The 21,706-nt window shown below is 62.6% G+C and carries 18 protein-coding genes; 6 read left to right on the top strand and 12 right to left on the bottom strand.

Translation table 11 applies throughout. The features are described 5' to 3' along the window. Positions 1-13: 13 nt before the first annotated feature. Positions 14-1,042, bottom strand: coding sequence for an ABC transporter substrate-binding protein (locus tag AB3X94_RS14515; protein ID WP_176111119.1), 1,029 nt, complete (start codon positions 1,040-1,042; stop codon positions 14-16). 216 nt (positions 1,043-1,258) lie between these two features. Here AB3X94_RS14515 and AB3X94_RS14510 point away from each other — a divergent pair, with 216 nt between their 5' ends. After that, entirely contained in the window at positions 1,259-2,212 is a 954-nt protein-coding gene (locus tag AB3X94_RS14510; protein WP_176111120.1) for a LysR substrate-binding domain-containing protein, read from the top strand. A gap of 25 nt (positions 2,213-2,237) precedes the next feature. On the opposite strand, the gene AB3X94_RS14505 is transcribed toward AB3X94_RS14510, so the two are convergent. The 7 genes from AB3X94_RS14505 to AB3X94_RS14475 all read right to left on the bottom strand — a co-directional run bounded on the left by AB3X94_RS14505 (position 2,238) and on the right by AB3X94_RS14475 (position 12,111). Then, positions 2,238-2,945, bottom strand: coding sequence for a transcriptional regulator NanR (locus AB3X94_RS14505; protein ID WP_368611888.1), 708 nt, complete (start codon positions 2,943-2,945; stop codon positions 2,238-2,240). A gap of 42 nt (positions 2,946-2,987) precedes the next feature. Next, complete coding sequence (gene oiaK, locus AB3X94_RS14500) at positions 2,988-4,370, bottom strand: 3-oxo-isoapionate kinase OiaK (protein ID WP_368611887.1); 1,383 nt, start codon at positions 4,368-4,370, stop codon at positions 2,988-2,990. Between the two features lie 22 nt (positions 4,371-4,392). Continuing rightward, positions 4,393-5,223, bottom strand: a complete 831-nt coding sequence (locus tag AB3X94_RS14495) for a phosphogluconate dehydrogenase C-terminal domain-containing protein (protein WP_176111123.1) — start codon at positions 5,221-5,223, stop codon at positions 4,393-4,395. 67 nt (positions 5,224-5,290) lie between these two features. Beyond that, positions 5,291-6,634 (bottom strand): MFS transporter, encoded by a 1,344-nt coding sequence (locus tag AB3X94_RS14490; protein WP_368611886.1) that lies wholly within the window; start codon positions 6,632-6,634, stop codon positions 5,291-5,293. 262 nt (positions 6,635-6,896) lie between these two features. Further along, positions 6,897-7,517: a hypothetical protein gene (locus tag AB3X94_RS14485; protein ID WP_176111125.1), complete on the bottom strand. Its 621-nt coding sequence runs from the start codon at positions 7,515-7,517 to the stop codon at positions 6,897-6,899. Positions 7,518-7,578: 61 nt separating this feature from the next. After that, a complete protein-coding gene (locus tag AB3X94_RS14480; protein ID WP_176111126.1) occupies positions 7,579-8,628 on the bottom strand; it encodes a patatin-like phospholipase family protein in 1,050 nt (349 codons plus the stop codon). A 24-nt stretch (positions 8,629-8,652) separates the two neighbouring features. After that, complete coding sequence (locus AB3X94_RS14475; protein ID WP_368611885.1) at positions 8,653-12,111, bottom strand: adenylate/guanylate cyclase domain-containing protein; 3,459 nt, start codon at positions 12,109-12,111, stop codon at positions 8,653-8,655. 167 nt (positions 12,112-12,278) lie between these two features. Between AB3X94_RS14475 and frmR the strand changes: the two genes are divergently transcribed. Continuing rightward, a complete protein-coding gene (gene frmR, locus AB3X94_RS14470) occupies positions 12,279-12,554 on the top strand; it encodes a formaldehyde-responsive transcriptional repressor FrmR (RefSeq protein ID WP_368591950.1) in 276 nt (91 codons plus the stop codon). A 54-nt stretch (positions 12,555-12,608) separates the two neighbouring features. Next, a complete protein-coding gene (locus AB3X94_RS14465) occupies positions 12,609-13,718 on the top strand; it encodes an S-(hydroxymethyl)glutathione dehydrogenase/class III alcohol dehydrogenase (RefSeq protein WP_176111129.1) in 1,110 nt (369 codons plus the stop codon). A 140-nt stretch (positions 13,719-13,858) separates the two neighbouring features. Here the strand turns inward: AB3X94_RS14465 and AB3X94_RS14460 are convergent, their stop codons facing one another. Both AB3X94_RS14460 and AB3X94_RS14455 read right to left on the bottom strand, forming a co-directional pair. Next, positions 13,859-15,007 carry a 2Fe-2S iron-sulfur cluster-binding protein gene (locus AB3X94_RS14460; RefSeq protein WP_368611884.1) on the bottom strand — a complete coding sequence of 383 codons (1,149 nt, stop codon included), beginning with the start codon at positions 15,005-15,007 and terminating at the stop codon, positions 13,859-13,861. A gap of 7 nt (positions 15,008-15,014) precedes the next feature. Further along, positions 15,015-16,274 carry an SRPBCC family protein gene (locus tag AB3X94_RS14455; protein WP_368611883.1) on the bottom strand — a complete coding sequence of 420 codons (1,260 nt, stop codon included), beginning with the start codon at positions 16,272-16,274 and terminating at the stop codon, positions 15,015-15,017. A 199-nt stretch (positions 16,275-16,473) separates the two neighbouring features. Between AB3X94_RS14455 and AB3X94_RS14450 the strand changes: the two genes are divergently transcribed. Continuing rightward, positions 16,474-17,400 (top strand): LysR substrate-binding domain-containing protein, encoded by a 927-nt coding sequence (locus AB3X94_RS14450; protein ID WP_176111132.1) that lies wholly within the window; start codon positions 16,474-16,476, stop codon positions 17,398-17,400. Positions 17,401-17,510: 110 nt separating this feature from the next. On the opposite strand, the gene AB3X94_RS14445 is transcribed toward AB3X94_RS14450, so the two are convergent. Continuing rightward, positions 17,511-18,419 (bottom strand): LysR substrate-binding domain-containing protein, encoded by a 909-nt coding sequence (locus tag AB3X94_RS14445; RefSeq protein ID WP_368611882.1) that lies wholly within the window; start codon positions 18,417-18,419, stop codon positions 17,511-17,513. Positions 18,420-18,638: 219 nt separating this feature from the next. Between AB3X94_RS14445 and AB3X94_RS14440 the strand changes: the two genes are divergently transcribed. Further along, positions 18,639-20,042, top strand: coding sequence for a KamA family radical SAM protein (locus AB3X94_RS14440; protein WP_368611914.1), 1,404 nt, complete (start codon positions 18,639-18,641; stop codon positions 20,040-20,042). A 70-nt stretch (positions 20,043-20,112) separates the two neighbouring features. Continuing rightward, entirely contained in the window at positions 20,113-20,451 is a 339-nt protein-coding gene (gene fdxA / locus AB3X94_RS14435; protein WP_368611881.1) for a ferredoxin FdxA, read from the top strand. A 15-nt stretch (positions 20,452-20,466) separates the two neighbouring features. Here fdxA and AB3X94_RS14430 read toward each other — a convergent pair whose 3' ends face one another. Next, positions 20,467-21,615 carry a branched-chain amino acid ABC transporter substrate-binding protein gene (locus AB3X94_RS14430; protein WP_368611880.1) on the bottom strand — a complete coding sequence of 383 codons (1,149 nt, stop codon included), beginning with the start codon at positions 21,613-21,615 and terminating at the stop codon, positions 20,467-20,469. Positions 21,616-21,706: the final 91 nt, after the last annotated feature.

Genomic DNA, 21,706 nt, shown 5'->3' with positions numbered 1-21,706 from the left:
CGCTTGCTCCGCTTTATTTGCTGGCCAGCAGATTCTTGTCGACCCAGACCTGCGTGTAGGTGGGGCTGATGATCATCCCGGACGGGCTGTTCACGAAGTCCTTCAGGTTGTCCTGGGTGACGGTGGCCACCGGCATGATCATCTTCTTCGGCGGCTGCGCGCCCTTCACGAGCGACAGGCTCAGATAGAACGCCGCCGCGCCGATGCCGGGCGTCGTGTTCATCGAAATCGTCGTATAGCCGTTCTTTTTGTTCTGCGCGTCCCACCATTTAATGAAGTCGGTGCTGCCGCCGCCTTCGATCACCGGCATCTTGTCCTTGTACTGGCCGCCGTACTGCTCGAACGCCTGGGCGATGCCGAAGTCGTCGCTGCCGCCCTGGCCGAGCACCGCGTCGACATGCGGCAGACTCGGCAGCACGTTGGCGATCGCCGACTGCGCGACCGACGCGGTCGCCTGCCCGTACACGGTCGCGACGACCTTGACGTCCGGATAGTGCTTCAGCACCTCGACCTGCGCGTTGTACATATCGTTGTCCGGCGCCGAGCCCTTCACGCCGCGCACCTGGATCACGTTGCCCTTGCCGCCGATCTTCTTCATCACCCACTCGGCTTCCTGCTTCTTGTAGCCGGTGAAGTCGAAATTCAGTTGGTAGTTGCACGGCGCGCTCGCGACCGAGTCGAACGACACGACCTTGATGCCGGCCTGACAGGCCTTCTGGATCATCCCGTTGACCGCGGTCTCGGAGGCCGCGTCTACGGCGATCGCATCGACTTTCTTGAGAATCAGTTCGGCGATCTGGCTGTTCTGCTGCGCGACCGAGCCGTCGCCGTTGACGACGATGTAGTCGGCGATCTTGCCTTCCTGTTTCGCCTGCTTCGCGGCCGCGTCGAACGAGTCGACCATTTGATGCCGCCAGGTGTTGCCGTAGTACGCATTGGCCAGTGCGATCACCGGTTTGTCCGGTGACGCGACGGCGTTCGGCGCGAGCGTCGACACGAGCGCGAGTGCGCCGAGCGAGGCGGCGAGGGTTCTGAGTTGCATGTCTGTCTCCTGATTTTCGACCTGTCGCCGAGGCCCGGCGCGGACGGTTCGAATCTGTGCATTCGCCTTGTTTGTGAATGCACTTTAGTCACGCGGGAACGGCCGAACAATCGATTTGTTCTCAGCAAGCTGTGAGAAAATCTCATACGATCCAGAGAAATCACGTACAAGGATTCCGCGCCGACAGGGCTCCCCTCGACGGACAAGGAGACATTCATGCACACCCCCCGCCCCTCCCTGAACGCATTGCGCGCGTTCGAAGCCGTTGCGCGGTTGCGCAGCATGACGCTCGCCGCGCATGAGTTGTGCGTGACGCATGGCGCGATCAGCCGGCAGATCAAAACGCTGGAAGAAACGCTCGGCCTCACGCTGATCGTGCGCTCGGCGCAGTCATCCGATCCGACGCCCGAGGGCGCGCGCCTCGCCGAGGGACTCAGCGCCGCGTTCAATCTGATCGATGCGAGCATCGAGCAGCTGAAGCCCGAACCGCTGACGCTGTCGTGCTCGGCGTCGGTGATGATGTACTGGCTGATTCCGCGCATTGCGGGCTTTCATCAGCGCTATCCGCAGACGGAATTGCAGTTCAACATGAACTACGACCAGATCGATTTCGTGCGTGACAAGATCAGCGTGGCGATCCGCGCGAACACGATCGAACCGCCGAAAGACGCGCTCACGCGCCAGCTGATGGACGAATGGATCGGCCCGGTCTGCTCGCCCGCGTATGCGCAGGAGCACGGCCTCGCGACGCCGCGCGACCTCGCACGCGCGGCGCTGCTGTCGACCAGAACGCGCCCGGAAGCGTGGTCCGACTGGTTCAGCGCGACCGGAGTCGATGCGCTGCCTGAGGACGCGGCCGGCGCTTACGATCACTTTTATCTGCTGATTCAGGCTGCCGTGTGCGGCCTGGGCGTCGCGCTCGTGCCGCAGATGCTGGTGATGAACGACCTGATATCCGGCAAGTTGTGCGCGCCGTTCGGCTTCGCGCGCGGGCCGCGTCAGCTGGTGCTATGGGTCGCGCCGCATCTGCGCGCGCATGCGGAGGTCAAGCAGCTGGAGCAATGGCTGACCGCGGAGATGAACGAAAGTCTGAAAGAGATGACCGCGTTTCTGGCGACGACGGAGCACGCTGACGCGCGCGGCGCCGCGCACTTGCACGCGCCAGGTTGAAGGGTCCGGCTAGCGCGCCGCCGCGTCAGGACAGGATCAGCTTGCCGTACAACGCGTTCGCACGGCTCAGATGGGCGTGCATCGCCTGTGCGGCGGCCTCGCCGTCATGGCGTGCGATGGCCTCGACGATCCGTTCGTGCTCGGCGAGCGTCAGTTGCTCGGCGCCGGGCGCGCGCACCATCGGCCGATAGTATTCGGCGGCCCAACTGAAGATCGATTCGACGATGGACGGATAGATCGGATTGCCGGTAATCGCCGCGATCTCTCGATGAAACGCCATATCGCGCTCGACAAACGCATCGCGGTCCGCGAGCGCCGCGCGTTGTTCCCGCACCTTCGCGCGCAGGCGTTCGATATCGGCGTCGCTTGCGCGCTCGGCGGCCATCCTGGCGGTGCCGGTTTCGAGAAAGAGCCGCGCTGACTTCAAGTGATCGAGCATGTCCGGCTGCGTGCGCAGCAGATGCATCGTGCCGACCGCGATCTGCGCGATCAGGCTTTGCGCGGTGGGCACGACGACCCGCGCGCGCTCGCCGTGCGCGATTTCGACGATGCCCGCGCGTTCGAGCGTTTGCAGCGCCTCGCGGATAGCCGGCCTGCCCACGCCATAGGTTTCCATCAGCTCGCGCTCCGACGGCAATTGCTCGCCGGGCGCGACCTGGCCCGACTGGATGCGCTCCATCAGCCGGTCCAGCACTTCCTGATATAGCTTGCGCCGCTGAATCGTTTCGGCCATTACGGTTGCTCGCGTCGATGACTCGCGTCGAAGAAACCAACATTATTCCAGAAGCCGTCCCGCGCGCACCGAGCCGAAGAACGACGCCGCGCCGACCTGGCCGCCCTTCAGCGCGATTTGCAGACCGTCGCGCGCCGGATCGTTCGACCATGCGCGGCACAGCGGCGAGCCGGGCGCCATGCCCGCGGCGACGCTCAACGCCGAGATGCCGAGCCGGCTCGCCACTTCGCCCGAGCTGTCACCGCCCGCCACCACCACGCGCGACACTCGCGTGCGTTCGAGCGTGCGCAGCATCACGTCGGCGAGCGCCTCTCCGACGCGACGCGCCGCCTGCGCGCGCGTGAGCGATGCGCGTGCGGCGAGCTCATCGAAGCCGAGCACGTCGGGGTCATCCGGACCCTCGGCGCTGAACACGAGCGAACTTTGGCCGTGCGACAGCGCATCGACGGCTACGTGCACCCCGCGCTCCACTTCCGCCTCGCGCGTGTGGGCATCCAGCGCGCGCCGCAGATCGAGCCGCTCAACGCGAAAGCCGTGCTCGCGCGCCCAGCGGATCTGCCCGGCCGTGACCGGCGAGCAGCTGCCGCTGACAGCGGCGATCGCGTCGACGGGACCGGCAACGGGCAGAGACGGCGTTGCCGGCACGAGCCCGTTCGCGCGCCAGTGCGCGGCGAGCGCGTACTGCAAGCCCGACGATGACGCGGTGAAGACGCCCGCGCCGCGCTGCTCCCACACGAGTCGCCCGGCTGCGGCAAGCGACGCCTCGTCGAGCACGTCGATCAACACGACGGCGGGGTCGTCCCGCATCAGCGTGTGCAACTTCGCGGCGACATCGGGCGCGGCGAGTTGCACGAAGTCGATCAGCGCGACATCGCGTTGCGTTTGCCGCGCCAGATGCATGCGCAGGTCGGCTTCGTTCATCGGGGTGACAGGATGGCGCGACATCGTCGGATGACGATCGAGCCGATAGCCGATGTCATCGACCGCGGCGAACAGGTTGCCGAACGCCTGATAACGCTTCAGACGCGGTGCGCCGACCACCATCGGCGACCATCTGCCCGGCATGTGCCGCACGCCGATATCGATTGCGCGGCCAATCGAACCGGTCTCCGGCGACGAATCGAACGTCGAGCAGACCTTGTATTGGAGGATCGGCGCACCCAGCGCGGCGAGGCTCGCAAACGCGCGCGGCAACTCGTCTTCCATCCATTGCAGACTGCGCCCCCGCGACGACCCCGCGAGACCCACGCAACGCAGGCCCGGAAAGCGCGCGAGCAGTTCGGGCGTTGGCGCGTCGAGACACAGCAGCGTGGACACGCCGGCGGCGCTCATCGCTTCCATCGCGTCGGTCGAGCCTGTGAAGTCGTCGCCATAGTAGGCGAGCAGCAGGCCGTCCGGCCAGCGAGCGTGGGGGGCTTCGCTCATATCTTTTGGCACTCCAGCGCGATTACGTAATGCGGCGAATGCTCTCGGCAATCTCCGCGCGGTCGAACACGTTCTTCCAGTCATCGCGCATCAGACGCGGTTTGCCGAACTCGATCGCCTTATTGCATGCATCGGAGAACGCGCCCGGAATCTCGTTGAAGATCACCGCCGCGAGGATGTTCATATGGCCGAGCAGGAAGTCGCGCGCGGCTTGCTCCGGCACGCCGCGTTTCACGGTTTCATCCATCGCCTCGCGCATCACGTGTAGCAGCGTCGCGCACACCGTTTCCGACAGACCGGGTTCGAGAATCGCCATCTGATCGACGCTCAACCGATACGAACGCAGAATCGGCGCGTAGATCACCTTCGCGATCGCTTCGCCGAGATCGAACGCCTCGTCCGGACCTTGCATCAGCGCGCTGACGACCGACTGCTTCGCGTGCGCGCCACCGAAGTGATCGTGCAGCGATTTCTCGTCGGTGTCGTAGTTGAAGATGAGTGGATGGCACGGATGCGTAACGAAGTACGTCAGATCTTTGCGATCGGGCAGATGGCCGGCGAACGGCGCGGCCGCGTCGAGCGTCATCACCATCGTGCCGGGCCGCAGCTTCGGTGCGATTTCATGGCTCAGCTTGCCGATCAGCGTATCGGGCACCGCGAGAATCACGACATCGGCGCCGTCGAGCGCGGCATCCGCCGCGACCGCGTCGATGCCGAGTTCGTCCTTCAGGCGCTTTTGTCCCGCCGCGCCCGGCTCGACGTGCGCGACACGGTAGTCCGACTTCAGCAGGTTATTCGACAGGCGCACGCCCATCTTCCCGCCCGCGCCAAACAATGCGATTTTCTCCTTCATTGCAACTCTCCTTCAGCAGTCGATATGCGCCGGAACGCGTGGTCCCGGGAACGTGAATCGGTCGATCTCAATGTGCCTGTGCCGGCTCGAGCGACGCGCGGGTACTCGTGCGGCCGATCGCCAGCGCGAGCACGGCGGACATCAGCATCATCGCGCCGACGATCAGCATCGGCAGTTGATACGAGCCGCTCATGTCCTTCGCGACGCCCGTGATGTACGGCGCGACGAAGCCCGCGATATTGCCGACCGTGTTGATCAGGGCGATGCCCGCCGCGGCCGCCGCGCCCGACAGGAAGCGCGCGGGCAGCGCCCAGAAATTCGGCAACGCGGCGAAAATCGCGCAGGCCGTGACGGTGATGACGGCGATGCTCGCGGCGGGCGAGCCCATTTGCAGCGCGAGCGGCACACTCAGAGCGCCGATCAGCGACGGCACCGCGATATGCCACGAGCGCACGCCGCGCCGGGTCGCGTCGCGACTCCACAGGAACAGCACGAGCGCCGCGGGCAGATACGGAATCGCGGTGATCAAGCCTTTCTGGAACACGTTGAAGTGGGTGCCGAAGCGCGTCTCGAAGCCGCCGATGATCGTCGGCAGGAAGAACGCGAGCGCATACAGGCCGTAGATCAGGCCGAAGTACATCAGCGAGAACATCCACACCCGGCCGTTGGTCAACGCGGCGAGCGGATTGCCATGTTGCGCGAGCGCGGCGCTTGCGCCCTTCTGCCGTTCCTCGGTTGCGAGTTCCGTGCTGAGCCAGTCGCGCTCGGCGACACTCAGCCAGCTAGCCTGCGATGGCTTGTCGGTCAGATAGAACCACGCGAGCACGCCGACCAGGATCGCGGGGATCGCGACGCCGAAGAACATGATGCGCCAGCCGGCCAGCCCGAACAGACCGTGTGCATCGATCAGCAACGCGGCGACTGGCGCGCCGATCACGATCGTCAGCGGCTGCGCGAGATAGAACAGCGCGAGGATATGACTGCGGTGCCTCGCCGGCACCCACATGCTCAGGAACAGAATCGCGCCAGGGAAGAAGCCCGCCTCCGTCACGCCGAGCAGAAAGCGCAGCGCATACAGACCGCTCACGCTGCTGACCCAGGTGAACAGCAACGCAACGATGCCCCAGGTCACCATGATGCGGGCGAGCCAACGCCGGGCGCCGAATTTGTGCAGAGCGAGATTGCTGGGAATCTCCAGCACGATATAGCCGCTGAAGAACACCCCCGCCGCGAGGCCGAACTGGGCGGCGCTGAGACCGAGATCCCTGGTCATCCCGTTGGGTCCGGCGAACGAGATCGCGGTCCGGTCGAGAAAGTTGATGAAGAACATCAGAGCGACGAACGGTACGAGTCGCCACGACACCTTTCGAATGGCCGACCGTTCGACGGCCGCCGGATCTGCAACGTTCACGCGTCCTCCCGCTGTGCTGGATGGATGGTCAAAACTGGTGTGATGAGTAGACCATCGCCGGCGAGCGCGATGACATTGGCGTAAACACCCGGTCGACGCGATTTTTTCTCACAGCGCGGTGATAAAAACTCCTGGATGAGCAACACCCGTAGCCGAGCAAACGTTGAGCGTCTCGGAAATGTGCGTTACTTTGAGCAAATTACTACGCGTAGGAAATGCATATGAAACGTGCGCGTCTTGGAGTCGCAATGGCCGCCTGGGTCTACCGCGATCCCGGCGTCTCCGACGCGAGCCGCCACGTGAGATTCCCGCGAGCACGCATCTCGCATCTCGCGTGGAAATAGTCCGTGAAATAGATGCGAGGTCGTGCAAGCAGGCTGCCCAGGAACTTTCGCTCCTGCAAGTCATATGCGAGGTCGTCGAGGTCCGAGCGCTCTCTGCGCACGCGCACTCCTTCCGCGAGAAACCGGGATCTCGCGGCGCCCAGGACAGCGAGGTCGATGTCGCATGTAAAGCGCTCATCGAGCTCTTCCGGCGCGCCGGTATGTCGGGTGGCGAGGATCATTGCGCAGATTCGCTCACACATCGCGATGCGATCGCCGGCCGAGCGTCGAAGCCAGTCCGCGCTGCGCCGCTCGTTGTCGCTTGCGCCTGGAACATAGATGATGTCGTGGCACCACAGCGCAAGTTCCACGAGATCGGGATGCGGGATCGCGCTGCGTGCCGCATCGAAATAGCGCAGACAGCGGCGAACGTGACGCAGCGTGTGATAGTGACGAATGGGTTCGCTGTAACGTTGCGCGAGATCGGCATAGACAGCCTCGGCGCGTGCGCCGCCGCAGCGCGTCCATAACTCGACGAAGCGTTCCTGCAAGTGGCTCATCTCTGCTCCTTTGCGCACGTCGGCTCACTGCGACTGTCCGCCGCTTTCTTCAGCAGGCTGCTCAGAGAAACTCCGCGCGAATGTCGATGCTGGAGCGTCGACCGATATCCGCGTAGTGCCGCGCGAGCCAAGCATCGGCCTCGTTCCGGCCGTTGTCGCGCAGTTCGCAGAGAAAGCTCCAATCCGCGTTGTACTTGCTGGACAGGCTGAGCGCGCACATCGCGGCGTCGGAGCGGATCGAATGAATCAGCATTTCCTTCATCTCGTCCCGATCGAGTTTACCTTGCTGGATCAGATCGGTGACAAATGCAATTGCACGCATCTCGCGCATCAGCGATGAATTGAAGCTGATTTCGCTGATCCGATTCAGAATTCCGGCGGCCGTGACTGGCACGCCGGCGCGTACGAGCGGATTGATGTGGACGATCACCACGTCGCGCGTCTTGCAGTGATAGATCAGCGGATAAATGGCGGGGTTGCCCATATAGCCGCCATCCCAGTAGTGCTGGCCTGCGATCGTCACCGCATGGAACAGCGTCGGCACGCAGGCGGAGGCGAGCACCGCGTCCGCGCAGATGTCCTCACCCGTGAAGATGCGTATCTTGCCCGTCTCCACGTTGGTCGCGCACAGATATAGCAGTATCGGACACCGTTGGCGCAGTGCCGCAAAGTCGACCTGGCGTTCGAGCACTTCGCGCAACGGATTCAGATTGTGCGGATTGAACTGATAGGGGGAAAACACGCGCAGCATCATGTCCGCGAACGCATAAAGCGGTGAATGATCGAGACCGAAACTGTGCGAGCCCTTGAGCCACGGCATCCAGCGCAGCGGGCTATAGCGCTCGGCCGACTCCGCGACCCCATGCCAGAAGTCGTGCAGCGCCTGACGCGCGCCGTCCTCGCCCCCGTTCAACAGCCCGTATGCGAGCACTGCACCGTTCATTGCGCCGGCGCTGGTCGCGCTTACCCCTTCGATCTCGAGTCGGTCGTCTTCGAGTAGCCGGTCGAGAACGCCCCACGTGAATGCGCCGTGCATCCCGCCGCCCTGCAGAGCCAGCGCAATCGACCTGGGCGCCGACGCGTCGTGGCGTCTTGTACGATTCACCGCCATAGGCCACCTCCACGGCCAGTACCGTTATCCGCGCACGTCATCGATCGTTCGCGCGCTGCTCGATGGGAGCGCATCGAGCAGCGCCCTGGCGTCTCGCAAGTCGCCGGTGTCCAAACCCTCCGTGAAAGTGTCGAATACTTCGGACAGCACCTGCCTCGCGTCGCCCAGTCTGCCCGCACGCTGCCACAGGCGAGCCAGATTCGTTGCCGCGCGCAGTTGCAGCGCTCTGGCGCCCTGCGCGCGAGCCACCGCAATTGCTCTGAGAAAGCAGGCTTGCGCCTCATCGCTCGACGCGATCACACGCTCAGCTTCGCTAACCGAAGCTAGCAGCATCACTCCCTTGAGCCGATGCAATTCGGCATCGAAGAAATGCTCGCCGGTTTTGTTCACGATCGACGTGGCCTCCTCCAGCGTGCGCAATCCACCCTCCACATCGCCGGCCCGCCACAGACAGTCGGCAAGAGTGGCCAGAAAGTATGAGCGCTGTTCCGCGCCGCCGGCGGATTGTTCGGCCCTCAGCCCTTCGCGCAACTGGGCGATGCCATCCTGCAGATTTCCCGGTTGGACTCGCGCCCAGCCCGAAAAGATGGTTCCCCAGGCGAGCCAGTACGGCAAGCCATGTTCGATCGACACAGCAATGGCCGCTTCGGCTCGCTCGCGAACCAGAGGGGCCTCGCGCCGCAGCTGATGCAACTCGGCCGCGTAAGCCAGCGTGAACGCCAGCGTCGGCCCGTAGGCGAGCTTCTGCGCAAGCGCGAGCGCATCCATGCTGCGCTCGCGCGCCTGATCGGGATATCCCTGGAGCCACAGGATCAAGGCCAGAAAGTTCAACGCGCGGATGCCCGGGTCCACGCCGTGAGCAAAAACGTGGGCCTGATGCCGCTCAGGATCATAAAGTGCGAGCGCCTGTTTCAGGTGCGCGGCGGCGGCGCCCAATTCGCCCTGGGGGAACATACAGGCGCCGAGTGCGCCGTGCGCCTCCAGCAGCCAGTCCGCATCTTGCGCTTGCTGCGCCATGTGAAGCATCCGCTCTCCAAGTTCGCGACCGACGGCGTACTGCGCGCGCGAAACGTTGTGGATTCTCAAGCCAAGCAGCGCCGCGAAAAGTTGCGACGTCTCACCCAACTGTTCGCACAACTGCCGTGCGCGCATATAGGTCGCGCCCACCTCCGGCGCCCCATAGCCGCGCACGTCCATCAAGGCAGGGCCCAGCGATAGCAGCAGCAGCAGCTCACGAGATGCGCGTGCGGGCGTATCGGGCAATCGATCGAGCAGACCCAATGCGGCACCGAGGTGATGCATCGCGTCCAGATGGGCGCCGTGCCTGAGCGCCTGCTGCGCGGCACTGTGCAGGTATTCAACAGCCTTCGGAATATTGCCGCTCAGACTGTAGTGATGTGCGAGTTCGCTGCAGTAGTCCGCGATACGAGTGGGGAACAGCGCCTCGATGGCTTTCGCGGTGCGCTCGTGCAACGCGCTGCGCCGCTCCGTGAGCAGCGAGTGCCCCGCCACTTCCTGCGTCAGCGCGTGTTTGAACGAATACTCGACCTCCGGGTATGCGGGCCGCTCATAAATGAACTCCGCGGCTTCCAGGTGGGCGAGCAGTTCGCGCAGATCATCGTCCGTGCGTGCGAGCTGGCCATCGCAAATGCGCTGGATCAGACTGAACGGAAACTCCTTGCCGATCACCGCGAGCGTCTGCAGCAGGTCCTTCTCCGCAAGCGGGAGCCGGTCGACACGCGCGGCGAGCACCCCTTGCACCGTCGTCGGAATGTGCAGCGCCGTCGGCGTTCGTTCGATCCGGTAGTGTCCCGGCTCGCCGAGCAGGGACCGCTCCTCGGCGAGCGTCTGCACCACTTCCTCCATGAAGAACGGGTTGCCCTCCGTCTTGTCGAGGATGCGCTGCTTGAGGGGCAGCAGCGAAGCATCGTCGCCGAGCAGGGCCGTAAGGAGTCCATGGGCCTCTCTCGGACCGAGTGATTCGAGCCGAAGCTGGCTGCAATTCCAGGCTGGTTGATATTCCGGCCGATAATTCACGAGCAGCAGGATTCGGCTGGCCGGCACGCGCTCGACAAGATAGACCAGGAAAGCCTCGGTCTCCCGGTCCAGCCATTGCAAATCTTCGAACAGCAGCTCGATCGGCTGGCTTTGGCTCTCGCGCGTCAACAGCTGCGTGATCGCGTCGAAGGTCCGGTCCCGCCGAATCTTCGGATCCATGTCCGCCAGCGCGGAAGCGGACTCGCCGGTGCCGAGCAGATACAGCAGGTAGGGCACGAGATCCTCGAAACTGCGCTCGAGCGTCAATACCTTGCCGATGACTTTTTCGCGGCAGCGTCGTTCGTCGTCGCGGGCGGTGATCTGAAAATAGCTCTTCATCAGTTCGATCAGCGGCAAATTCGCAAACGCCTTGCCGTGCGACACAGAAAACGTTTCCAGCACCAGACACCCTCGCCGCGAACGCTCCTTGAATTCGTGAAAGAGCCGCGACTTGCCGACGCCCGCTTCGCCGACCACGCTGACGACCTGCCCGCGACCCGCCCGCGTCGCTTCGAGCGTCTGGTTCAGGTGCGCCATTTCGGTCTCGCGCCCGACGAACCGCGCGAGGCCCCGATGCGCCGCCAGTTGCAGTCGCGTGCGCAGTGCGCCCGGGCCCAGCACCTCGTAGACCGGCAGCGGCTCGGGGATGCCTTTGACCTGGGCGGCCCCCAACGCCTTGAACTCGAAATAGCCCTCGGCGAGCCTGTGAGTCGACTCGCTGACGAGAATGGACGTAGGCGTGGCGATCTCTTCCATGCGCGATGCAATGTGGATCGTGTGGCCGACCGGGTCGTAATCGGTGTGCAGATCATCGGTGCGGATCGAGCGCACGACGACCTCGCCGGTGTGAACACCCACGCGCACCTGCAGAGGAATGCCTTTTTCCAGGCGAATCCGGTCGCCATGCCGGCGCATCGCCTGCTGCATCCGCAACGCCGCGAAAAGCGCCCGTTGCGGATGGTCTTCGTGGGCGATTGGCGCGCCGAACAGCGCGAGGATGCCGTCGCCCAGCGATTTGGCGACGTAGCCCTCGTAGTAGTGGACGGCTTCCATCATCAGCGCGACGACGGGCTCGATCAGGTGGTGGGCTTCTTCCGGGTCGAGATCATGGATCAGAGCCGTGGAACCCGCCATGTCGGCGAATAGCGCCGTGACGGTTTTGCGTTCGCCAGCAGTTTCGCCTCTTGCTTCCATCGCGACGTGCTCGGCACGGATACGCTCGGCAAGATGATGGGGCGTGTAGTTGACCGGTGCGGGTGGTGGTTGCTGGACGGACCTCGCCTGCTCCGGCGCTTCGCTGAGCGGCGCCCCGCACTCGCTACAGAATCGGGCGGTTGCGGCGGACTCACGCCCGCAACGGGGACACACGCACGTCAGCATGGTCCCGCAGGCTTCGCAGAACCTGGCCCTGCTGAGACTATCGAATCCGCAGTTTGTGCAGCGCATACAACCTCGTCGCGGCACGACCAATAGGAATTCATTATGCGCCGGATGCACCATGGGAGCAGTCCGGCTATTCACCTGGTGTTTCGGCCGCCGAATCCCCGGGACACGTATACTCCCCCTAAGTATTGTCCTATACTGCCCCCTAGTATCAACACATCGCTGCTGTCATGCCTCATTCCGCCGAAGAAAAGAAACGTGTGCTGACACGCGTGCGCAGGGTTCGCGGCCAGCTGGACGCGCTCGAGCGCGCGCTGGAGGACGGCGCCGATTGCGCTCCGGTGCTCCAGCAACTGGCGGCCATCCGCGGGGCGATCAACGGTGTGATGGCCGGTGTGCTCGAAAGCCATCTGCGCGAGGAGTTCTCGCACCTTGCGGGATCCGCGGATGCCTCATCGGGGTCGATCGACGATGTCGTGACCCTCGTTCGAACCTATCTACGCTAGTTCAATGCGGGAATTCCACCCCGCAATTGGCGCCCCTTTCTTAACAGGACCACTATGAAATCGCGTGCTGCAGTTGCGTTTGCGCCAGGTAAGCCCCTCGAGATCGTCGAGATCGACGTCGAACCGCCTCGCAAGGGCGAGGTGCTGATCAAGATTACGCATACTGGTGTGTGCCACACCGACGCATTCACCCTCTCGGGGGACGATCCCGAAGGCCTTTTCCCAGTCGTGCTCGGTCACGAGGGCGCCGGCATCGTCGTGGAAGTGGGTGAAGGCGTGACGAGCGTCAAACCCGGCGATCACGTTATCCCGCTCTACACCGCGGAATGTGGCGAGTGTCTGTTCTGCAAGAGCGGCAAGACCAATCTGTGCGTGTCCGTGCGCGCCACGCAGGGCAAGGGCGTGATGCCCGACGGCACGACCCGCTTCAGTTACAACGGCCAGCCCCTCTATCACTACATGGGCTGCTCCACGTTCAGCGAGTACACCGTGGTGGCCGAGGTGTCGCTCGCCAGAATCAACCCGCAGGCCAATCCCGAGCAGGTGTGCCTACTCGGCTGCGGCGTGACCACGGGCCTGGGCGCGGTAAAGAACACCGCGAAGGTGCAGGAAGGCGATACCGTCGCCGTATTCGGGCTGGGCGGCATTGGCCTTGCCGTGATCCAGGGCGCCAAGCTCGCCAAGGCTGGCCGCATCATCGCCATTGACACCAACCCGGGCAAGTTCGACCTGGCGCGCGCCTTCGGGGCGACCGACTGCATCAACCCCAAGGATTACGAAAAGCCGATCCAGCAAGTCATCGTCGAAATGACGGGCTGGGGCGTGGACCACAGCTTCGAATGCATCGGCAACGTCAACGTGATGCGTGCGGCGCTGGAATGCGCGCACCGTGGCTGGGGCCAGTCGGTCGTCATTGGCGTGGCCGGTGCGGGTCAGGAAATCTCCACCCGTCCGTTCCAGCTCGTGACCGGCCGCCGCTGGCTCGGCACCGCCTTTGGCGGCGTGAAGGGCCGCTCGGAACTGCCCGGCATGGTGGAAGACGCGATGCAGGGCAAGATCCAACTCGCGCCGTTCGTTACCCACACGAGGCCGCTGTCTGGCATCAATGAAGCTTTCGATTTGATGCACGAGGGCAAATCGATCCGGACCGTGGTTCATTACTGACACCGAAGGACGGAGAGAGGCCCTGGTCTCGGCAGGCTAACCGGGGCATCGGGAAGGCGCGCGAACTTCGCGGGCGCCGCCGCTCTTAGCGGCGGCTGGCCGCGCTATCCGCGCCCTGAGCCCCTCCGGAATGGTAAAAGCTACAGATCGAGAATCAGATCCGAAGTCGGTCGGCTGCAGCACATCAAGCGCATGCCCTTGTCGATTTCACGCGGGCGGATGCCTCCGTTGTGCTTCATGTCCACCGAGCCATCGAGTACTTTCGTCTTGCAGGTCCCGCATATGCCCTGGCTGCATGACGATGGCAAGGGCACACCGGCCTTGCGCGCGGCGACGAGCACCGTCTGCGATCCGTCCATCGTGAACGTGCGACCCGAGCGCGCCAGCTGCACCGTATAGCCTATCTGCCCGCTCGCTTCTGCGCTGGGCTCCGCGCCCGGCCCTTCAGCGCACTCCACAGTCTCCGCGAAGTTGAAGCTTTCCTGATGATATCGGGAAGGATCGTGCCCACCTTCCTCGAGCATCTGTCTGCAAGCGTCCATATAGCCGCCCGGGCCACAGATGAACACTTCACGATCGCGGTAGTCCGGCACATGCTGGCTCAACAGTTCAAGACCAAGACGCCCCACGGGACCCGACCAATCAGGCTCATTCCCGGGCGCCTCGCATACGTGCACGACCCGGAGCTTGTCCGAGAGCGCGCACAAGCACGCAAGCTCGTTGCGAAAGATGATGTCTTCCGGCGTCCGGGCGCTATGAATAAACACGATGTCGCGATTCAGGCCGAGGTCGAGTGCCGCCCGCGTCATTGACATCAGTGGTGTCACGCCCGATCCCGCCGAAAGATACAGAAGCTTTGCAGCGGGGCCCGAAGAAGGTGTGAATACGCCCGAGGGCCCGAAGGCTTTCAGCTCGCCACCCTCCCTCATGTTCTCGTGCAGCCAGTTCGACATGACGCCGCCCGGCGTGCGTTTGACCGTAATGGAAAGCGTATGGGGGCGTGTCGGCGGCGAAGAGATCGTGTAGCAACGGCTGACCTCCTTGCCGGCGATCTCGGCTGATACCGTGATGAACTGCCCCGGCTCAAAGCTGAAGAGCCGGCCGTCGCGGGCGCTAAACACGAATGTCCGGACATCGTGCGTTTCAGCGGACACCCGCGTGCACGTGAGCGTGCGCTGCTCGTGACTCGGCCACTGCGTGTCCGCGAGTTCCCACGTGCTCGCACTGCAAAAGCGATCAGGCATTTCCCGACCCGGCTCGATGAAACATGAATCCACGGCAACGTTCATGGCGACCTCAAACTCCGTACGCTCTCAGCTTCGCGTCGTACCACCGCGAAAACTGATCCAGCGCTGCCTCTGTATAGCTCGAAAAAGGCCCCGGGATATAAGCCGGATCCTGCGTGCCTGCGTGCGTGTTCGCGACGAGTTCCGCGTCCTGGTTCGTCGTCGCGATCCAGACCTCGGTTAGCCGCTTCAGGTCATAGTCCACACCTTCAACCGCGTCTGCGTGGACGAGCCAGACCGTGCGCACGAGCGTCTTGTCCGGCGCGAGCGGCAAAAGATAGGCGATCACCGCATGGTCGCTCATCACGTGAGTCCACGAATGATGGCCCCACATGTGGACGTCACCAAGGTCGCGCCGGCTGACTCCGCCGAGCAGTTTCGTGCATGCGACTTTCGTGTCCAGTGTCTGCGATTCGTTGGCCCCCGAGATGACGAGGCGCTGGGTCCGGAAGTTGGTCTCCACACTCTCGTCGAGCGATGCGAACGTGGCGCAGGCATAGCCGTCCTTTTCCCAGTTCTCCCGGCAAGCCGCGTTGCGTTTCAGGTAGTCCTCGTAGCTTCGCAGCGATTCTTCGCTCTGGCCGTCCGGACAAAAACCGAAGTCCTCCGCCAGGAACGAGTTTGTCAGTTCGGGATGGGTGCCGGCGCAGTGGTAGCACTCGCGGTTGTTTTCCATCACGAGCTTCCAGTTGCCGTTTTCGACGATCTCCATCTCATGGGCGATCTTCGTTCGCGTCAGATCGTACGGCGCGAAGCGCGGGGCCATCACGGTCTCGAGCTTCTCGAAATCAGCGGGCGGATCGTCGGCGAGACAAACGAAGATATGCGCGCCCACCGTCTTCACATGGACGGGAATCAGGCTGTGGCAGCTTGCGTCGAAGTCGTTGCCCATATGCGTCGAATGCTTGAGGCTGCCGTCGAGATCATAGGTCCACTGATGGTATGGGCACACGAGCATCCCCACGCTGGCCTTGCCGGCCTTCTTCATGATCCGCGAGCCGCGATGGCGGCAAACGTTGTGATAGGCGCGCACGTTCTCGTCGTCGTCCCGCACGATGACGATCGATGCCCGGCCGATGTCGACCGTGTGGACATCGCCCGGTTCCGGTACATCGGCTGTGACGCCAACTAGAATCCAGAGCTTGTGAAAGAACACCTCGACGTCCGTCTCGAAGACGTCATGACGCCCGAACAACGCGCCGGGCATGCCGTGTCCCTTCTTGCGGCTTTCGATCAGTTCGCGATGCGTTTGAAGCTGAACTTCAGACATGGTGGACCTCGTGGTGAGAACGTTTCGCAGCGCTCGCGGCACTGATATGGCGTTGAGTATTGGATCGTCGAAACGCACCGTCAACGTCCTTTATAAGCCGGTTCACATTCCTTTAAATCATGCGAGAATGCACGGGGGACCGGACTCCTGAACCGGGCATCATGGATCTGCTCTCAAACCAGGGTTCCGCCTGAGCAAGATGAAAACCACCAAAGCAACCAAAGGCTATCGTCGGATCGTTCCCTCGCTGACCGCCCTTGTCGAATTCGAAGCCGTGGCTCGGCTTGGGAGTTTCACCTATGCCGCGAGTGAATTGGGCGTCACGCAGTCCGCGGTGAGTCGACAGGTTAGATTCCTCGAAGAGACGCTCGGCGTTCAACTCTTTCACCGCCTGCACCGTTCGATTGATCTGACGAGTGAGGGCGAAGCGTTGTACATGGTCGTCGCCGAGTCGATGCAGAAAATCGCCGGCGTGTTCGATCGGCTGGTGACGGGAACCGAATTGCGGGAACTGGTGCTGGTGTCGACGGCCGCCTTTTCGCAATTCCGGCTCTTGCCGCGGCTCGCGAAGCTAAAGAAGCTCGTCCCCCCTTTGCAACTGCGGCTGTCGACCGACATGTTCAAAGCGGACCTGCGCCATGTCGAAGTCGATGTCGCTGTGCGCTACGGGGACGGCAACTGGCCAGACGGAACCTCGACGTTGCTGTTCGACGTGGAAGTCTTCCCCGTATGTTCCCCGGAGTTCCTTCGGGAATACGGCACGCCACGCTCACTCGATGACCTGGCGAAGCTGCCGCTCGTCGAGTCCGACGCTACGACTGAAGGTTGGATGGGCTGGAACGAATGGTTTCGCGCGGTCGGGTACCGGCCTGGGCGACTCAACAAGGTGCTGCGGTGCAGTCTCTACACCGATGCGATTCAAGCCGTGAGATATGGACAGGGAATTGCGTTGGGGTGGAGCCGCCTGGTCGATGACCTGTTGCTCTCAGGAGAACTGGTCCGGATGGACGTGGCGACGTTCCGGCCGAGCGACGCCTATTTCGTCGTGGTTCCGCATGGTCGGACCATCACACCAGTCATTACGCAGCTAATCGAATGGCTGCGGGGAGATCCGGCGCCCCACTGACTTCTCGCGCAGGGCATCGTCGGTTGTCGCTCAGGCCCAGATATCACCCCGATCACCACCACCGGAAGAGCGCTGTGGTGTTTGCTGGTGTAAAGGCGCCTCGGCGACGGTTAGCGGCATCCGCCGAGTTCGACGTATCGGCCTGCTTCTGAGAGCATCCATCGCTCGAACGCTTGCACCAGCGGCATCTGTTTGCACTCCGGATATACGAGGTAATAGCCCTTGTCGCTGCGCAAGGACAAATTGCTCGGCACGATCAATTCACCCAGTTCCAATTCATGCGACACGAAGAATCGAGGTACGAGCGCGATACCAAGGCCCGCGCGCGCGGCTTCCACGAGCATTGAAAACAGCTCGTAGCGCTGCCCACGCATGCAGTCGGCGTCGTGAATGCCCGCCTGCGCGAGCCAGTTCCTCCACGCGTCCGGCCGCGCGGACTGATGCAGCAACGTGTAATTCGCGACTTCAGGCGGCTGCAGATCGGTCCGCCCTTTTAGCAACTGCGGGCTGCAAACGGGCGTCATCTCTTCGCCGAAAAGGTACTTTGCGCAAGAGCCCGGCCAGACAGGATCGCCGAAATGGATCGCTGCATCGAACGGCGTGTCGGTAAATAAGAAGGGCTCCGCACGTGTCGTCAGGTTGACCGTCACCCGCTCGTGTTCCGCATAGAACCGGGGAAGACGCGGTATCAGCCAGCGCGTAGCGAATGTCGGTATGACAGCGATTTCGAGAACGCCGCCCGCGTCGCGATGCGCCATTGCGGCCAGCGTGTCCCGCTCCAGCCTTCCAAGGTTCTCGCGAACCTGCCTTGCATAGATCTGGCCAATCTCTGTCAGGCTGAGTCGCTTCTTGACGCGATTGAAAAGCGGTACGCCCAGATACTCCTCCAGACTCCCGACCTGCCTGCCGACCGCGCTTTGCGTCAGGGCCAGTTCGTCGGCGCTGCGCGTAAAGCTCAGATGCCGTGCCGCGGCCTCAAACGCAATCAATGCTTCGATACTGGGAATTCTTCGCCTCACGTTCCTTCCTCAAACGCACAACGTTGCGAGTTTATATCGTTTGCGGGCCGGTGGCCGACGACGCCACAATTAATTCCAACTTGCCGAGCGACGGACAAACGCACCCGTCCGTTCGGTTGGCTTCACGTTGCAAAAATTCCTTTCGCTTCGATTCATCATCGCCTGGCAACAGTGGCGGTGTTCGTCAGCATCTTTCCAAACCTCACGAAGGATCAGGCCATGACTTTCGACTCGCCACCTGTAAAGTTCAAACCATATACCCGGCAGACGATCAGCCAGGCGCCACAGTGGCAACACCTTCCTGAATCGCTGCGGGAGGCCGTGCAGGTCGTATCGCGTGTCATGCCGTTTCGTACCAACCAGTATGTGATGGACGAACTGATCGACTGGGGCAAGGTGCCCGACGATCCCATCTATCGCCTCACGTTCCCGCATCAGGACATGCTCTCGCCCGCCGACTATTCGAAGCTGCGAGACCTGGTGCTCGTGAAAAAGGACGAGGCCGCCATCGAGGAAACAGTTCGCGGTATCCGGCTGGCGATGAATCCGCACCCGGCCGGGCAGATGACACACAACGTGCCGTTCATGAACGGGCAGCCCGTGAGCGGACTTCAGCACAAGTACAAGGAGACGGTACTGTTCTTCCCGAGCGCCGGGCAGACATGCCACGCGTACTGCACATTCTGTTTCCGCTGGCCGCAGTTCGTGGGCATGGACGACCTCAAGTTCGACGCTCGCGAATCGAGCGAGCTCGTTGCGTACCTCAAGCTCCACACCGAGGTGACCGACGTGCTGATCACCGGTGGCGACCCGCTCATCATGAACACGCGTTCGCTTGCCGGGTATATCGAACCTCTGCTGGCACCCGAGCTTTCGCATATCCAGAATATCCGCATCGGCACCAAATCGGTCGCTTACTGGCCACAACGCTATGTGAGCGACAAAGACTCCGACGACTTGCTGCGTCTATTCGAAAAGGTCGTGGCGTCCGGCAAAAATCTCGCGATCATGGGCCACTACAATCATCCGGCCGAGCTGCGAACCGAGATCGCACAGCGCGCTGTCAAACGGATCGTCTCGACAGGCGCGACCCTGCGCATGCAGGCGCCGCTGATCCGGCACATCAACGAGGACCCCAACGGGTGGGTGGAACTATGGACGACGGGTGTGCGTCTGGGCGCCATTCCGTACTACATGTTCGTCGAACGCGATACCGGGCCCAGTCATTACTTCGAACTGCCGCTCGCAAAAGCATACGAGATATTCCAGTCTGCTTATCAGCAGGTGTCGGGACTTGCGCGTACGGTTCGCGGCCCGTCGATGAGCGCGTTTCCCGGCAAGGTGGTCATCGACGGCATCGTCACGATTGCCGGAGAAAAGGTGTTTGCCCTGCAGTTTCTCCAGGCACGCAACCCGGACTGGGTGCGTCGCCCCTTCTATGCCAGGTTCGATCCCACCGCGACGTGGCTCCACGATCTCGTTCCGGCTTTCGGTGAAAAGAAATTCTTCTTCGAAACCGATGAAGACACGCGGCATAAAACCGTACATATCATGTCGCGGCACGCTGGCCGGCATGTTTCTGAGTCGACAGTCGAGATACCCGCGGTAACGGCCGAAGCGTAATCCATTGCCAACAACCGGTCCGCTCCCGGCGGACCGGCGTCTTATCGACTCATATTAATAGGGATTCGAAATGACTTACGTGGTAACCGAAAGCTGCATCCGGTGTCGCTATACCGACTGCGTAGAGGTCTGCCCCACCGACTGCTTCCGCCAAGGTCCCAACTTTCTCGTGATCGATCCGGATGAATGCATCGACTGCGGAGTTTGCGCGCCAGAGTGCCCCGTCGACGCGATTGTGCCGTCCGAGGACATTGCCGAAGACCAACTCGGGTTCGTTGAACTGAACGCCGAGCTTGCCAAACAGTGGCCGACGATCGCCGCCCGACAGGCGCCGCTTCCCGACGCCGAGGACTGGAAAGATGTTCGGTCGAAGCTTCGATATCTTCAGAAAGAGTCCGTTGCGTGCTAACCGTCGCCCGGCAACTCACTTCGCACCGATGGTTGTCACGGGCACCCACTTGCCGCCTTTCACCTGATAGAGCGTCGACGTCGGGTGTTTCAGATCTCCGTACGAATCGAATTCGATCTTTCCCGTGATGCCGTTGTACTGAATAGTTCGCAACGCAGGCATAAATACCTCGGGTTTTGAGGAATTCGCCTGTTTCATGGCGGTGATAGCGACCCACGCGCAGTCGTAGGCGAATGGCGCGTAAGTCAACGTATCCGCGCCGAATCGTTTTTTGAATTTATCCGCGAACGCTTTGCCTTGAGGAAGCGACTCGACTGGCCGTCCGTACTCCCAGGCCATTGCGCCTTCGGCAGCACTGCCGGCAACGCCGATGAAGATGCTGTCGGCGATGCCACCGCTCCCTACGAACTGCGTCCGCATACCAAGTTGTTTCATCCGCCTGGTAAGAAGGGCCGCCTGGTTATCGAGGCCGGCAAAGTACAGCAGGTCCGCGTTCGCCGCCTTGATATTCGTGAGCTGTGCGTTGAATTCGACGGCCTTGTCGTTGGTGTATTCCGACGCGACGATATGGCCGCCGGCCGCGATGACGGCCTTCTTGAATTCTTCCGCGGCACCCTGGCCAAATGCCGTGCGATCGTCCATCACTGCAATGCGCTGCGCCTTGGTGACCGCTACCGCGTACTCCCCTGCATTGCCCGAGTTCTGCGCGTCGGTGGCGATAATACGGAAGACGTTCTTCAGCCCTTGTCGGGTTATGGCCGGGTTCGTGGCGGCGGGGTCTATCAGCGGAATGCCGGCCTTGGCGAATATCGGCGACGAGGGCAACGCTACTCCGGAGTTGTAGTAGCCCACCACGGCGACCACGCCATCATCGACGAGCTTCTGAGCGACTTGCACGCCAACACGTGGGTCGCCCTGATCATCGACGGAGTCCAGCTCGAAGCGCACCTCCTGCCCGCCCAACTTCGTGTGCTGGGCGTTGGCTTCTTCGACGGCGAGCCGAACACCATTCTCGATGTCCTTACCGTTGGCGGCTCCGGCGCCGGTCAGCGGGGCCGATACGCCGATCTTCACGACCTCCTGTGCGAACGCCTGACTGCTTGCGAGCAATAAGGCGACGGCAGCCAGTCCAGCCGCAAAGCATTTTTTGGAGGTGTCGAGCATCTGTCTCTCCTGGACGTGCGAACTCCAGCTTCGAGCGGGTGCAGCCGCGCCAAAACCCTTCACCGTCGTCTCGAGGCCGGAACGCGGCTAC

The organism is Paraburkholderia sp. BR10923 (assembly GCF_040948765.1).
Lineage (GTDB): Bacteria > Pseudomonadota > Gammaproteobacteria > Burkholderiales > Burkholderiaceae > Paraburkholderia > Paraburkholderia youngii.
Note: the sequence above shows the minus strand (reverse complement) of the source record. Positions and strands in the feature narration are given on the sequence as shown.